The 14682-nt window shown below is 72.6% G+C and carries 11 protein-coding genes and 1 pseudogene; 5 read left to right on the top strand and 7 right to left on the bottom strand.

Going from position 1 to position 14682, the window contains the following annotated elements:
• Positions 1-74: 74 nt before the first annotated feature.
• Both ABR737_RS39580 and ABR737_RS39575 read right to left on the bottom strand, forming a co-directional pair.
• Positions 75-1928 (bottom strand): S9 family peptidase, encoded by a 1854-nt coding sequence (locus ABR737_RS39580; RefSeq protein ID WP_350255981.1) that lies wholly within the window; start codon positions 1926-1928, stop codon positions 75-77.
• Positions 1925-3196, bottom strand: coding sequence for an MFS transporter (locus ABR737_RS39575; RefSeq protein ID WP_350255980.1), 1272 nt, complete (start codon positions 3194-3196; stop codon positions 1925-1927). Before ABR737_RS39575 ends, ABR737_RS39580 begins: the two co-directional genes overlap by 4 nt.
• A gap of 572 nt (positions 3197-3768) precedes the next feature.
• Between ABR737_RS39575 and ABR737_RS39570 the strand changes: the two genes are divergently transcribed.
• Positions 3769-4527 (top strand): DinB family protein, encoded by a 759-nt coding sequence (locus ABR737_RS39570; protein ID WP_350255979.1) that lies wholly within the window; start codon positions 3769-3771, stop codon positions 4525-4527.
• Between the two features lie 106 nt (positions 4528-4633).
• Positions 4634-4801, top strand: a pseudogene (locus ABR737_RS39565) (HAMP domain-containing protein); the annotation flags it as partial.
• Between the two features lie 97 nt (positions 4802-4898).
• Here ABR737_RS39565 and ABR737_RS39560 read toward each other — a convergent pair.
• The 3 genes from ABR737_RS39560 to ABR737_RS39550 are packed head-to-tail and all read right to left on the bottom strand — an operon-like array spanning position 4899 to position 8686.
• Positions 4899-7127, bottom strand: a complete 2229-nt coding sequence (locus ABR737_RS39560; RefSeq protein ID WP_350255978.1) for a molybdopterin cofactor-binding domain-containing protein — start codon at positions 7125-7127, stop codon at positions 4899-4901.
• A gap of 9 nt (positions 7128-7136) precedes the next feature.
• The gene (locus tag ABR737_RS39555; protein WP_350255977.1) at positions 7137-8120 is read right to left on the bottom strand and encodes an FAD binding domain-containing protein; all 984 of its coding nucleotides are present in this window, start codon (positions 8118-8120) and stop codon (positions 7137-7139) included.
• Positions 8117-8686 carry a 2Fe-2S iron-sulfur cluster-binding protein gene (locus ABR737_RS39550; protein ID WP_350255976.1) on the bottom strand — a complete coding sequence of 190 codons (570 nt, stop codon included), beginning with the start codon at positions 8684-8686 and terminating at the stop codon, positions 8117-8119. The genes ABR737_RS39555 and ABR737_RS39550 overlap by 4 nt, the downstream gene beginning before the upstream one ends.
• Positions 8687-9282: 596 nt before the next feature.
• Here ABR737_RS39550 and ABR737_RS39545 point away from each other — a divergent pair.
• The gene (locus tag ABR737_RS39545) at positions 9283-9924 is read left to right on the top strand and encodes a TetR/AcrR family transcriptional regulator (RefSeq protein ID WP_350255975.1); all 642 of its coding nucleotides are present in this window, start codon (positions 9283-9285) and stop codon (positions 9922-9924) included.
• 9 nt (positions 9925-9933) lie between these two features.
• Here ABR737_RS39545 and ABR737_RS44025 read toward each other — a convergent pair whose 3' ends face one another.
• Complete coding sequence (locus ABR737_RS44025; RefSeq protein ID WP_502964448.1) at positions 9934-11199, bottom strand: DUF6214 family protein; 1266 nt, start codon at positions 11197-11199, stop codon at positions 9934-9936.
• A 136-nt stretch (positions 11200-11335) separates the two neighbouring features.
• Between ABR737_RS44025 and ABR737_RS39530 the strand changes: the two genes are divergently transcribed.
• On the top strand, positions 11336-12718 hold the full coding sequence (locus ABR737_RS39530; RefSeq protein WP_350255974.1) for an FAD-dependent oxidoreductase: 1383 nt from the start codon (positions 11336-11338) through the stop codon (positions 12716-12718).
• Positions 12719-12908: 190 nt separating this feature from the next.
• Here ABR737_RS39530 and ABR737_RS39525 read toward each other — a convergent pair whose 3' ends face one another.
• Positions 12909-13280, bottom strand: coding sequence for an ArsR/SmtB family transcription factor (locus tag ABR737_RS39525; protein ID WP_350255973.1), 372 nt, complete (start codon positions 13278-13280; stop codon positions 12909-12911).
• A gap of 175 nt (positions 13281-13455) precedes the next feature.
• Here ABR737_RS39525 and ABR737_RS39520 point away from each other — a divergent pair, with 175 nt between their 5' ends.
• Positions 13456-14559, top strand: a complete 1104-nt coding sequence (locus ABR737_RS39520; protein WP_350255972.1) for an NADH:flavin oxidoreductase/NADH oxidase — start codon at positions 13456-13458, stop codon at positions 14557-14559.
• Positions 14560-14682: the final 123 nt, after the last annotated feature.

Below are 14682 nucleotides of genomic sequence, written 5' to 3'. Positions count from 1 at the left end.
CGCGAGCGGGTCGTTGTGGATGATGTCCTTCTGCATGGCTGTGTCTCCTGTTCTGCCGGTATGACGGGAACGGTTCACATTTCCGGGGGCGCCGGACGGGCCGGTGCTCCCCAAGACCCCGTCCGCTGCGGGACGGGGGGTTCGGTGGGCCGCGGGGTGCGGCGCAGGTGCCGGCCGAGAAAGCCCATGGCGTGCTGCAGGGCGGCCACATGGTGCGCGCCGGTGTAACCGTCGTGGCCGGTGTCCAGCCACCGGGACTCGTGCGCGACACCCGCACGGTGCAGGGCGGCCAGGTAGCTCCGGACCTGGCCGGGCGGGCATTTGGCGTCGCGGGTGGCGGCGATCACCAGCAGCGGGGCACGGACCTCGGCCGCGTAGTGGACGGGCGAGCTGCGCGCGTAGCTCCCGGGAACGGCGTCGGGGGTACCGCCGAACAGCCGCTCGTCCAGGGCACGCAGGGCGGGGGTGCCGGTGCGGTGGGCCGCGGCGCAGTCGGCGACCGGTTTGACGGCGACGCCCGCCTGCCAGAGGTCCGGCCGGGTGCCGAGCGCGAGCAGGGTCAGGTAACCGCCCCAGGAGGTGCCCCACAGGCCGATCGCGTCCTCGCGGGCCAGGCCGCGGCGGAGCAGGTCGGCCCGGACCGCGACGAGGTCGGCGACCTGGGTGAGTCCCACCCCCTCGCCGTACGCGGCACGCCAGGTGGGCCCGTAGCCGGTGGAGCCGCGGTAGTTGACCCGTGCGACCGCGAAGCCGGAGGCGATCAGCGAGTGCACCTGCGGGTCGTAGGCGTCGCGGTCGTGGTCGGCGGGTCCGCCGTGCACCAGGAACACCAGCGGGGGCCGCGGGCCGCGGGTCGGTTCCGGTTCGCCGAGCAGCGTGTGCACGGGTCCGTCCGGGCCGGGGGTCCACAGGTCACGGTGCCGGCCGGGTGCGGGGGCCGGCAGGGCGGGGAGCGCCGGCAGCCGGGTGCCGGCGGTGGAGCCCATCCGCGGCGGGGTGGCCGTATCGGTCCACAGGTAGTGCACGTCATCGCCCGGGTGCGGGACGGCGTCGAGCAGGGTGCCGGGCGGGGAGGGCACCGGGGTCAGGGTGCGCCGGTCGAGGTCGGCGGTGGTGAGGGCGGAGCGGCCGTGGCGGTCGTGGCGGATGAGGACCCGTCGCCCTTCGGGGTACCAGCGGGCGGTGATCTCGGTGTCGAAGCGGCACCAGTGGTGCGGCCGCAGTCCGGCGCCCGGCCGCCAACTTGCCAGCCGGTAGCCGTCGTTGTCCTCCTGGACCAGCAGGAGTTCGGTGGCGGCGGGGGTCGGCGCGAAGCCGAGCGCCCACAGCCGTCCGCGCCGCCCGGAGAGCTGATCGAGGACCGCCCCGGAACAGGTCACGAGAGTGAGGGCACGGCCGGATCCGGCCGCCCCCGACACCGCCAGCAGCCCGCCCGACGGCGAGATACCGGTCAGCAGCGCAGGGCCGTCAACGGTGCACACCTGCCGGGCCGGGCCGCCCGGTGTGCCGAGGTGGACGGTCATCCCGTGGCCGTCCCCGAGGCCGACGGCCACGGTGCCGGCGTCGCTGAGGGCGAGGCCGCACGGGAGGCCCGGGCGCAGGCCGGTCAGACCGGGGTGCCGCGGCCCGCCCTCGAAGTCCTGGAAGTACCAGAGCCCGAGGCCGCCGCGGTCCTCGGTGAACCACCACACCCGGGCGTCAGCGTCGAGGGCGCAGTGCACCGTGCCGTCCGGGCTGTCGGTGACCTGGCGTGCGGTGCCGGTGGCGGCGTTCCAGGTGAAGATCTCGCAGCGGCCGTCGGCGTCCGCGGCCAGGGCCATCCGTTCCGGGTCGCGCGGGCAGACCTCGGGGAGCGCCGGCCGGTAGACCCGGAAACCGATGCCGGTGCCGGGCGGCGGTGCGGCGGTACCTGCCGCGGTCGCAGTCATACGGTCTCCTCCTTCGTCCCGCGGGGGAAGCTCGGTGCCCTGCAGGTCGCGTACAGCGCGAGCACGGCCAGCAGCACCGCACAGCCGATGAGGGTGGTCCCGGCCCCGGCGCGGCCGGCCGACAGCCCGGCGAGGGCCGGGGCCAGGGCCGCTGCCGCGCCCGACGCCGTGGCCAGCACGGTGCCGGTGCGGGCCTGCAGTCCGGGCGGTGTGATCTGGAGGATCCGGGCCTGCAGCGCCACGGTGGCCGGCGGCGTCAGGAAGCAGAGGAGTCCGAGGAGCAGTCCGAACTGCCAGGCGTCGCGGGCCACCACCAGGGCCGCGGCGGGCGGCACCATCAGCCAGGACACCGCCACCAGCACCGTCGCCGCCGTGTGCCGGCCGGCCAGTCGCGGGGCGGCCAGCGCCCCGGCCAGGCCGGCCGCCCCGGTCAGGGCGAGGACCAGGCCCAGCGGAGCCGCGCCCCTGCCGTGGTCCTGGAGGGCGAAGACGGTCGTGTAATACAACGCGACGAGCAGGGCGTTGACGGCCGAGATCCAGACGAGCGCCAGCCGCAGGAGGGGTTCCCGGCGCAGCAGCGCCACCCCTGCCCCGGCTTCGGCGAGCAGCGCCCGCCAGGTCCGGTGCGTATTACCGCCCGGCAACCGCTGTTCCGGCCGCGCGGACAGACCCGAGCGCATGGCGCGGATGCCGCCCGCCGCGACGACGTACGACAGGGCGTCCACGAGGAACGGCAGCCAGGCACCGGCCGCGAAGAGCAGCCCGCCCAGTGCGGGCCCGACGACGAGGGCGCCCCGCTCCCCCGCCTGTAATCGGGACAGCACCCGCCGGTGCTCCTCCGGGGGACACACCAGGGCCACGGTGCCCAGCGACGCCGCCTCATAGCAGGCGGTCGCGCACCGCTCGACGAGCACGGCGGCAAGGAGAACGGCCAACGGGACCCGGCCCGCGGCGACCGCCACGGTGACACCGGCCATCGCCGCGGCGGACATCAGCGCGGCGCCCACCATCACCCGCTTACGGGCCCCGCGGTCGGCGGGTACGGCGGCGAGCGGGCCGAGGACCAGGGTGGCGACCGCGAAGAGCCCGGCGATGACGCCGACCTCGGCGGGGGAACGGCCGAGCCGCAACAACAGCAACGGCAGAACGAACCCGGACACCTGACTGCCGACTGCGTCGCAGGTGCCCGCCCACCAGAAGAGCCGGACGTCGCGGCGGGCGTGCGGCAGGGGGACGGCGGGCGCGGGCGCCGGGGCGGAGTGCGTCATCAGGGCCGGCCCGCGTCCGGTCTCGCGGTGCCGTGGACGGTGCGGCCCGGCACCGTCCGCACCGGGTTGTTCCCCGGGCGGTTTGCCGACGGACGGATTGCTGCCGGACGGGTTACCGGCGGATGGATGGCCGCCGGATGGCCGGCTGCCGGACGGATTGCTGCCGGACGGTGTGCCGTCGCACTCCGGAGGAACGCCGGCGGTAAGCCGTGCGGTGAGTCGTCCGCGCGTGGGGTCGCTGCTCGCCGTTCCATGCGAAGCCACCTCACGTTCGTGGGCAGATCGTGAAGATTGCCACACCAATAGGTCAACTTGCGGAGGAAATGTGCCAGAAGCGTGCTGGAGCTTAACCAGCCAGTGACGCAGGCCACAAGGTGTCGGGCAGTGAGCCTTTTCCGGCCTCGGCGCGAGCGGGTCACATGGAGGGGGCGGACGGCCCGAACGAGTGCGGTGATGCGGGTGGTGCCGCACCCCTTCGTGGGCGGGGAAATCGGTCGCGGCCCGCGCGCCGAGCCGTTAACTTCCGCCTGAACGCGGTGAGATGCACGACGCGGCGACCAAGGAAGTGAGACATGGAGACCGGGATACCCATGGGGACCGAGGAGCCAGGCAGGGAGACCGGGGGCGCGCGGACCGACCGCTTGGGCTTGCTGCTCGACCAGTTCGACCAGGCCAGGGAGATGGCCCAGGTGCGGCTGACGGGGCTCGGTGACGAGGAGTACCTATGGGAGCCGGTGGCCGGTTGCTGGTCCATCCGGCGCCGGGGCGAAGCGGCCACGCCCAGGGCGTACGGGCCGGGCGAGTGGGTGCTCGACAAGGGCGCCCCGGACATTCCGGCGAGCGAGTACGCCGAGGTCGCCCGCCAGGCCGCCGGCGGTATGAGCGTCGCCAAGATCGCCGATGACTGGAGCGTGAGCGTCGAGCGGGTCGAGCAGGTCCTTGCCCACACCGGTACGCCGGAGCCCGACGAGACACCGGTAGCCACCATCGCGTGGCGGCTGGCGCACCTGCACTCCGGCTTCGCGGGCCGATGGGAGTGGGCCTTCGGCGCACGGCGGCAGGAGCCGAAGCTGTTGGTGGACTTCACCCCCTCCGCCGCCTTGGCGCTGGAGCGGTTCTGGACGCTGATCGACCGCTGGCGCGACAGCGTCGCCACCGTCACCGACGAGCAGCTCGACACGGTCGGCTTCTCGCAGTATCCGTACGGCTCCGATCCCGACGACCCCTTCATCGCCGTGCTGGCGGGGGCCAACCTCGAATTCATCCACCACATGGCCGAGATCGCGTTGCTCCGCGACCTGTGGCGGGCCCGTTTCACCACCGGTGGCTAGCCAGGTGTGCTGTCCGGACAGCACACCTGGGCCTGGGCTCGGCGCGGCGAGAGCGTTCCTTGCCTCGCCGGCCCGGACGACCGGAAAAGCCGCCGGTCAGGTGTGCAGCGTGCAGGGCAGCCTGGTGCCCGTGGTGCTGCTGGCCGCCCTGCTGGCGCTGCTCGCGGCCCGTACTGTGCTGCGCCCGGTACGCAGGCTGGCCACCGGCGAGCTGAGCATCCGGGTCGAGGAGAAGGGCCGCGACGAATTGGCCGAGCTCGCCCACACCTTCAACCATCCTCCCGCGCTGCGTCCTCTCGCGCCGGCTTGCGCTGAGCCCCGGACCGGGGGGCTCTGACCGGTGGGCCAGGACGGGACGGTCCGTCACGGGTTCAGCACTCGACGGGCGGCAGCCCCGGCAGCACCTTCTCGATCGTGATGGGGAACTCGCGCACGCGCGTCCCGGTGGCGTTGAACACCGCGTTCGCGACCGCCGCACCGGACCCGCAGATGCCCAGTTCGCCTAGGCCCTTTGCGCCCAGGACGTTGGCCTTGTCGTCGTACCCGTCGAGGATGACGACCTCGACATCGGGGATGTCGGCATGGACCGGAACCAGGTACTGCGCGAGATCCCGGTTGACGAAGGCGCCGGATCGCAGATCGACCACGGCTTCTTCCTCCAGGGCCGCGCCGGCCCCCCAGATCATGCCGCCGATCAGCTGCGAGCGGGCCGTCTTCGGGTTGAGCACCCGTCCCACCGAGAACACGCCCAGCATCCGCCGCAGACGGATCTCGGCGGTGTCCGCGTCGACCCCCACCTCGGCGAAATGGGCGCCGTAGGTGTGGATCGAGTAGGCCGAGTAGTTCGGGTCATCGCCCATGAAGAGGGTCGTGCCCTCCGCCTCCGCACCGTCGGGATGGTGGCGGGCGACGATCTCGCCCATCGCCTGGGAAGCGTCGCCGATGCGCACGGTGCCGTCGGAGAACACGGCGCCGGCCGGGTCCAGGCCGTGCAGCGCAGAACCCGCGTCGCCACGCGCCGCGACCAGCAGCTTCTCCCGCAGGACCACGCACGCCCGGTGCACCGCGGTGCACGAGCTGGCGGCGCCCCACGAGCCACCGGACCCCCAGCTGGAGGGCAGCTCGGAGCGCCCGAGCTCGATCCGCACCCGGTCGGGCGGCAGCCCCAGCCCCTCGGCCGCGACCTGGGTCAGGATGGTGTAGGTGCCCGTACCGATATCGGTCATGTCCGACTGGACGACGGCGGTGCCGTCCGCCTCCAGTCGCACCCGCGCCGCTGTCGGCCCCTGGAAATGCCCGCGGATGGCGGCCGACATGCCGTAGCCGACGAGCCACCTGCCGTCCCGCACGCTCGCCGGGGTGGCGGGGCGGCGCCCCCAGCCGAACCGGCGCGCGCCGTCGCGCAGGCAGTCGACCAGATGCCGGTCGCTGTAGGGCACGTCCCGCTCGGGATCGACGGTGGGCTCGTTGCGGATCCGCAGCTCGACCGGGTCCATCCCGAGCTCATCGGCCAGCTCGTCCATCGCCGACTCCACCGCCAGCAGGCCCGGCGCCTCGCCCGGCGCGCGGACGTCCGACCCGCGCGGCAGATCGAGCGGCGTGAGCCGGTGGCTGGTCAGCCGGTGGGGCGCAGCGTAGAGGCTGCGGGTCGTGGCGGCGGTCTGCTCGGCATACTCCAGGTCGCGGTTGGTGTGCATGGTGACGTCATGGGCGAGCGCATTCAGCCGTCCGTCCCGCCCCGCGCCCAGCCGCACCCGCTGGCTCGATGTGGGGCGCAGCCCGACGAGCTGGAAGACCTGCTGCCGGGTCAGCGCGACCTTGACCGGTTGGCGCAGCTCGCGGGCGGCGAGCGCGGCCAGGATCGTCTCGGCGTGGATGCCCAGTTTGGAGCCGAATCCCCCGCCGACGAAGGGGCTGACGATATGAACCCGCGCGGGGTCCATCCGCAGCGTGGCGGAGACCGAGGACTGTGCCGCGTCGACGATCTGACTGCTGACGTAGACGACCAGGTCCTCGCCACGCGGTTCCACCAGGCACGCATGCGGTTCCATCGGCATCGAGAACTCGTACGGCGTGGTGTAGTTCTGGTCGACTCTCACCGCGGCGTCATCGAATCCGGCATCGAAATCGCCCACCGATGTGTCGGTGGGAAGCCCGGCGTTGACCACCTTCGGGATGTACGTCTCCTCGTCGTCCGCAGAGAAGTCGAACCGTCCCCGCCCGACCGCGTACTCCACGTCGACGAGATCGGCGGCCGCTCGGGCCTGCTCGAAGGTCTCGGCGACGGCGAGTGCCACAGGCTGGCCGTAATAGTGAACCTCCGGGCCGGTCAGCTCCGGCTGGGCGCGCCAGTACTCCAACGGGATGGATTCATCACGCGGGCCTTGCACCGGGGCGTTGTGGTACGTCATCACCATACGGACGCCGACTGCGGATTCGGCGTCCTCGGTGTCGATCCGGGTGATGCGGCCTTTGCCGATCGTCGCGCCGAGGATGACCCCGTACAGCGGCCGGCCGGCCTCCCAGTGCTCGTAGGCGTAGGGGGCCCGGCCGGAGACCTTCAACGGGCCGTCAACGCGGTTCAGGCCTTGCCCGATCATCTCGCCTCCTCAGCTCGACCTGGCCGCTTGCGCCAGCGTGCGGCACAGCGTGCGCCGGGCCAGTTCGATCTTGAAGTCGTTGTCCCCCTGCCCCACGGCGTCACGCATGGCGGCCTCGGCGGCGGCGCGATAGGTGGCCATCGTGGCGGGACGGCCGGCCAGTTCGGCCTCCGCTTCGAGGGACCGCCACGGCTTGTGCGCCACTCCGCCGAGCGCCACCCGCGCCTCGCTGATGGTTCCCTGCCCGGTCGAGACGACCGCCGCCACGGAGACCAGCGCGAACTCGTAGGACGCCCGGTCACGCACCTTGCGGTAGAGCTGCCGGCCCGGCAGGGGCGGAGGCAGGAGCACCCCCGTGATCATCTCGTCGGGCCGCAGCACGGTCTCGATGTGCGGTGTATCGCCCGGCAGCCGGTAGAAGTCCGTGATGGCGACGCGGCGCACCGACCCGTCGGCGTCGAGCAGTTCGATCTCCGCCTCCAGCGCGGTCATCGCGACGGCCATGTCCGAGGGGTGGGTGGCGATGCAGGACTCGCTGGCGCCGAGGACCGCGTGGATCCGGTTGAAACCGCCGATGGCCGAGCAGCCGGATCCGGGGTTGCGCTTGTTGCAGCCCGCGGCCGGGTCGTAGAAGTAGGGGCAGCGGGTGCGCTGCAACAGGTTTCCACCGGTGGACGCCTTGTTCCGCAACTGCCCCGAGGCGCCGGACACCAGCGCCTGCGACAGCACCGGATAGCGGGTACGCACCCGGGTATCGGCGGCCACGTCGGAATTCCCCGCCTGGGCGCCGATGCGCAGTCCGCCGTCCGGCAGCTCCTCGATCTCCCGCAGCGGAAGCCGGCTGATGTCGACCAGATGGCTGGGGTGCTCGATGCCGAGCTTCATCAGGTCGAGCAGATTGGTGCCGCCGCTGATGAACTTCGCGCCGGTTCTGGACACCGCGGCGACGGCGGCCTGTGCGTCCGTCGCCCGCTCGTAGGTGAAGGACCTCATTCCGGGCCTCCCTCCGCGATGCCGCGGATGGCCGCCACGATGTTCGGATAGGCGGCGCACCGGCAGATGTTGCCGCTCATCCGCTCGCGGATCTCCTCGTTGCTCAAGGCGATCCGCGACGAGGCCACCTCGGCGGTGGCGTGGCTGGGCCAGCCCGCCTCCACCTCGGCGAGCATGCCGACGGCCGAACAGATCTGGCCGGGAGTGCAGTAGCCGCACTGGAAGCCATCACACTCGACGAATGCGCGTTGCATGGGGTGCAGGCCCTCGGGATCGCCCAGGCCTTCGATCGTCACCACCTCGTCGTCCTCGTGCATGACGGCGAGCGTCAGACAGGAGTTGACCCGCCGGCCGTTGATCAGCACCGTGCAGGCGCCGCACTGCCCGTGGTCACACCCCTTCTTGGTGCCGCTCAGGCGCAGGTGTTCGCGCAGTGCGTCGAGCAGCGAGGTCCGCGGATCCACCTCGAGCCGCCGCACCTGATCGTTGACCCGCAATGTGATCGCCGACAGCGGAGCCGTCCCGCCCTGGCTCCGCCCCGTGGCGCTTCTCTCTGCCTCGCTCATCACAGCCCGCCCTCCTCGACCGGGTGCGGTGTCACGCTGGATCACGCTGGAAATGCAGCACCACTGTCGGGCGCGCTCCCCTGATCTTCAGGGTCTCGCACAAACATGACCGCCGCACCGCGAGGCTTTCTCCGGTGCGCGCCCTGCGGACAGGCCCTGGAAGCCGCAGCTCATGAGCGCCTCGTAGCCGCCCTCGGGCGCCGGCCGCTCCCACGGGGTCGCCCGCAGCCGGCGGGCCACGTTCCGAGACATCTCCCGAGCGGCGCCGAGTGGTGTTTCCTCACATGGCACCGATGCGTGGGCGGCGGATCACCGGGCGGCCTGACGTCCCATCAGGAATCTGTCCGAAGACCCGCGAGAGTACGATCAGAGGCGACCGGCGCCGCCCGAACCCGTCTCCCGATGCGAGCCGACGGGCGGCCTCTTGACCCGCAAAGACGCAGGTCGCGAGACCGCCGCCGGCCCCATCCTCACCCGGTTCGGGCGATCCCCCGCGTCGCCCGATCCGGGCAGCTCGACCGGGTTTCGTCCATGGACGAAACCCTGCATTATACGAAGTATATTGGCCCTGAGCCAGTCAACGCAGGAGTTACAGGATGTCTCCCCGCAGCGCATCGGTCAATGAAGAGTTGCGGCGGCGGTCCCGCGAACGGCTGCTGCAGGCGACGGTCGAGCTGGTGGGAGAGCGCGGCTTCGAGGCCACGACGCTCGGGGACATCGCCCAGCGGGCGGGGGTCGCGCGGGGACTGGTGTCGTACTACTTCCCCGGCAAGCGTCAGCTCCTCCAGTCCGCCGTCCACCGGCTGATGCATCTCACGCTGCAGGCGGCACTGGAGCGCGCGCCACGGCCGAGCGGGCCGGAGGCGGGACGGGAGCTGCTGGCGCGGGCCATCGACGCGATCCTGGGCCTTGCGCATGACCGCCCGTTGCTGATGCGGACGCATCTGGCGGGAATCCTGACGGCCGACGGATTCATCCAGTGCCCCGAGCAGCAACGGCTGGCCCAGTTGCTCCGCGAGACGGTCGTGGCGTACGGCTCCCCGGACCCCGAGGCCGACTATCCGCTGTTGCGGGCGCTGCTGATGGGTGCGGCGGTGGCGATGCTGCTGCCGGGAGCCTCGATGCCGCGGGTGCGACTGCGCGCCGAGCTGTTCCAACGGTACGGACTGGACTGGGAGTTGGGCGAACCCCACGCCGCCGGGGAGGTGCAGGCTCCTTACCGGGGAGACACCCCCTAGCTTCGCCGGTCAGCGCTTGTTGTGACGTGGCGTCAGCAGGCCTTCGTCACGGGCACCGGCGATCAGACGTAGCGATCTTCGACGGTTACGGCCGGTGGCAAGCATGACGGCCAGCACCGGATCGTTCCCCTCCCGCTGAGCCCGGCGGTACGCGTCCGCGGCGACCCTGCGACGCTCACCGGCCCGCGACCGGGCAAGGACGGTGGAACGGGCACGCCCGGACGGCGGGGCCGCGGCGGACGACCCGGATGGCGTCGACGGGTCGGGCGACGCTGACGACTCTGCCCCCGTCAGCTCTGACGCCGACGGCTCTGACGTCGATGGCTCGGGCGACTCTGGCGACGTCGACGACCCCGCCGGTACCGCCGTTGCCGATGACGTGGAGACGGGGACAGTCGCCGGCGTAACGGCCGGGGCGGGCGCGGCAGGCGAGGTGGAAGGGACGGAGGGCTTCCCGGCGGAGGGCTCGTCGGGCGGTCCGGCCGATGCCGATGGCTCGGCGGTCTGCTCAGCGAGGCGCCCGGCGCCGGTGCCCGCCTCCGCCCCGTGAAGCACCCCGTCTCCCCGGATGGTGCCCGTCGTTCCCTCGCCCGTCGTTCCTTCCTCCGGGACGGCCTCCCCCTGCGTCGCAGGTACCACACACCCCCCTGTCGCCGCCCCCTGTCCAGCGCCCATCGGCTCCGGCTCCGTCCCCGGCTCGCCCCGCGGCTCGCCCCCCGACCCCGGCCCGGTCACCGGCTCGGCTGCCGCGCCCCCCAACGGCGCCGCGTGCGGCCCGGCCTGCGGCCCGTTCTGCGACCCCGTCCGCGGCCCCGTCCGCGGCCCGCTCTCCGGCTCCACCGAGGTGGTCACCGGCCCCCCGGGCTGCCGGGGCGCGGGCCGGTTCCTGTGCGGCTGCCCCGTGGCGGCCCGGAAGGCGTCGTCCAGCGGGCCTTCGATCCAGCGGGCCAGGTCGGTCAGGCCGGCGAGGGTCAGCGGTGGGTCGGCCCGTACGTCCTCGACGGTGATGTGGTCGTCGGAGACCGTCACAAGGACATCGACCCGGGCGCCGTCGGCGAACGTCAGCCGGGCGCTGCACCAGGGGCCCAGCGGATCGAGCCGGGGCAGCGGACACCCGGGGCCCCGCGATCCGGCGGGATCGTCCGGGGCGGCGGGGCCGGGGGCGAGAGCGGGCGCGGCCGAGCCGTGCGCCCGCAGCTCCCACGTGGGCCACTCCCATGGCGCGTCCTGGGCTTCATATCGGTGATTAACGGTATAAAAGTCACTTTCCGACACATTGAAAACCTAGCCCCCCGCTCACCCGGCCCAGTAGCGCGGCACGCTCATCCCACCGGGAGCAACCCCGATAGCGCATCTCCCGCCGCGCGTCCGCCGGTGCGATCCTGGGGGTATTCCGCGGAAGGGGCCACTCGTGCTTCGTGTCGCAGTGATCGGTTCTGGACCCAGCGGCGTCTACACCGCCCAGTCCCTGATCGAGCAGCAGACCGTACCGGACATCGAGGTGTACGTCCTGGACCGGCTGCCCTGCCCGTACGGTCTGGTGCGCTACGGCGTCGCGCCGGACCACGAAAAGATCAAATCGCTGCAGAACAACCTGCGCACGGTACTGGAGCACCCCGGGGTGCACTTCCTGGGGAACATCGAGGTGGGAGCGCCGGGGCTGGGCGTCGAGGAACTGCGCGAGATCTTCGATGCGGTGGTGTTCTGCGTGGGCGCCGCCACCGACCGGCATCTGGGCATCCCCGGTGAGGAGCTGCCCGGCAGCCATCCGGCGACCGAGTTCGTCGCCTGGTACAGCGCACACCCGGATGCGGCCGCCGTCCGCTTCACCCTCGCGGCGCGGTCCGCCCTGGTGATCGGCGTGGGGAATGTGGCGGTGGACGTGGCGCGGATGCTGTCCCGTGGTGCCGCCGAGCTTGCCGCCACCGATATGCCGCAGGGCCCGCTGGGCGCGCTGGCGGACAGCCGCGTCCAGGATGTCTGGATGGTCGGCCGACGCGGCCCTTCCCAGGCCAAGTTCACCACCAAGGAGCTTCGGGAACTGGGTTCCCTTCCGGATACGGAGGTGTGCGTACGGCCCGAGGAGCTGGCGCTGGATCCGGCGTACCGGGACCCGGGCGGACTGCCCGCGATGGGGCGGCGGAACATCGAGGTGCTGCGCGGCTGGGCGGAGCGGCCGGCGGCCCCGGCAGGTCCGGACGCGAGGGCCACCGGACCGGGGCGCCGCATTCATCTGCGGTTCTTCCTGCGCCCCGTCGAAGTGCTCGGGGACGCCACCGGGGTGCGCGCGGTCCGGTTCGAGCGGACGGCACCCGACGGGCACGGCGGAGTGACCGGGACCGGCCAATTCGAGGACATCGAGGGGCAGTTGGTGCTGCGTTCGGTCGGCTACCGGGGGACGCCGATGCCCGGCCTGCCGTTCGACGAGGCGACCGGAACGGTGCCGCACCAGGCGGGGCGGGTACTGCGGGACGGGGCGCCGCTGCCCGGTGCGTATGTGGCGGGCTGGATCAAGCGGGGCCCCACGGGGGTGATCGGCACGAACCGGCCCTGCGCCAAGGAGACCGCGCAGTCGCTGCTGGCCGATGCCCCCGCGCTGGCGGTGCGCGAGGCGGCCGAGGACCCGGTGGCCGCGCTGATCCGGGCGGGGCAGCGGCCGGTCCCGTGGCCGGGCTGGCTGGCCATCGAGGCCGCCGAGGCGGAGTGGGGCCGCGGGCTGGGGCGCGGCACCGTCAAACTTCCGGACTGGGCGGGACTGTTGGAAGCGGCGGGGGCGGCGGACCTGACCCGCTGAATCCGCGGGCGGGTCGGGGCGCCGGGTTCCGCGGCGCCGGGCTCCGTTCGGCCGAGCCCCGGTGCACCTGACACCGGTCCGTCGGGCTCCGGCCCGCCGGACCGGAGCGGTCCCGCCATTCCCGACGGCCGCCCCGGCACTCCCGGCGCTCCCGGCACTCCCGGCACTCCCGGCACTCCCGGCAGCCCCGCTACCCCTCCCCGAGGCGGCCGGCCTGCAGATCCGCCGCCCGGAGCACACCGTCGATCAGGCCGGGGAAGAGCGCTTCCAGATCGGCCCGGCGCAGCCCGTTCATCTTGGCCGTGCCGCGGTAGAGCTGCTGGATGACGCCGTACTCGCGCAGCACCCTGAAGTGGTGGGTGCAGGTCGACTTGCTGACCGGGAGTTCGATGTCCGCGCAGTTCAGCTCACCCTCCGCGGCTGCCAGCGCGCAGACGATCCGCAGTCGCACGGGGTCGGCGAGCGCATGCAGGACATCGGCCAGCCGGATGTCCGCACGGGCCGGGTGCTCCAGCGACCGGGAGCCCGACGGAGCCCGCGCGGAGGTCGTTTCGGTCGGCATGACGGCTCCTGACTCATCCTGCGGCTCGGTCTGCGGGGCTCGGTGGGGCCTGGCGCGCCGCCGCCCGCTTATTGTACGAGAAGCGTCGTAGTTTGACATCCACCGTAGTACGACTCCTATCGTATGAGTGCGGGGCCGGCCGGCACCCGTTCGCCTCCAGGTACAGGAGCCCGCCGTGAGCGCCCTCTTCGAGCCCATCACCCTTCGCGCGCTGACCGTTCCGAACCGCCTCTGGATGGCACCCATGTGCCAGTACTCCGCGGCCCCCGAGGGCCCGGCGGAAGGGGCGCCCGGCGACTGGCACTTCCAGCACCTGGCCGCGCGGGCGGCGGGCGGCACCGGCCTCATCCTCACGGAGGCCACCGCGGTCAGCCCCGAGGGGCGGATCAGTCCGTACGACCTCGGGCTGTGGAACGACACCCAGACCGAGGCCTTCCGGCGCATCACCGGCTTCCTCAAGGACCAGGGCACCACCCCTGGAATCCAGATCGCCCACGCAGGCCGGAAGGCGTCCACCGAGCGCACCTGGGTGGACCGTGGTGCGCCGATCCTCCCCGGTCAGCGGTACGGCTGGGAGCCGGTCGGGCCGAGCCCGGTGCCGTTCGGCGAGGGGTTCGCGGCCCCCGCGGAGCTCACCGTGGCGCAGATCGAAGAGATCGTCGCGCAGTTCCGGGCGACGGCCCGGCGGGCGCTGGCGGCCGGCTTCGAGGTGGCCGAGATCCACGGTGCGCACGGCTACTTGATCAACGAGTTCCTCTCCCCGTTCACCAACCGGCGCACCGACGAGTACGGCGGCTCGTACGAGAACCGGACGCGGTTCGCACTGGAGGTCGTGGACGCCGTACGGGAGGTCTGGCCCGACGAGCTGCCGGTCTTCTTCCGGATCTCAGCGACCGACTGGCTCACCGAGGACGAGAGCGACGCCCGCGAGGGCTGGACGGCCGACGACACCGTGCGCTTCGCCCGCGAGCTGCACGAGCACGGCATCGACCTGCTGGACACCTCCACGGGCGGCAACGCGCCGGACGCGAAGATCAGCACGGGTCCCGGCTACCAGGTGCCGTTCGCCGAGCGGGTCAAGAAGGAGAGCGGTCTCGCGGTGGGCGCCGTCGGTCTGATCACCGAGGCGCGGCAGGCGGAGAAGATCATCGCGGACGGCCAGGCCGACGCCGTGCTGCTCGGCCGGGAACTCCTGCGGTCCCCCAGCTTCGCGCAGCACGCGGCACGGGAACTGGGTGCCGGGGCCGCCGTGCCGCAGCAGTACCACCGGGCGGTCTGAGGCCGCCGGGAGGACGTGCGGCAGCCGTGGCAGGAACGGGAGCCGCACCGTCCGACCTGCGCGGATACCGTCCGGGACGCCATTGTCAGTGGCCGGGTGCAGACTTGCCCCTATCTGAGACAA

It is taken from the genome of Streptomyces sp. Edi2 (assembly GCF_040253635.1).
Lineage (GTDB): Bacteria > Actinomycetota > Actinomycetes > Streptomycetales > Streptomycetaceae > Streptomyces.
This window is presented reverse-complemented; position numbering and strand designations above follow the sequence as displayed.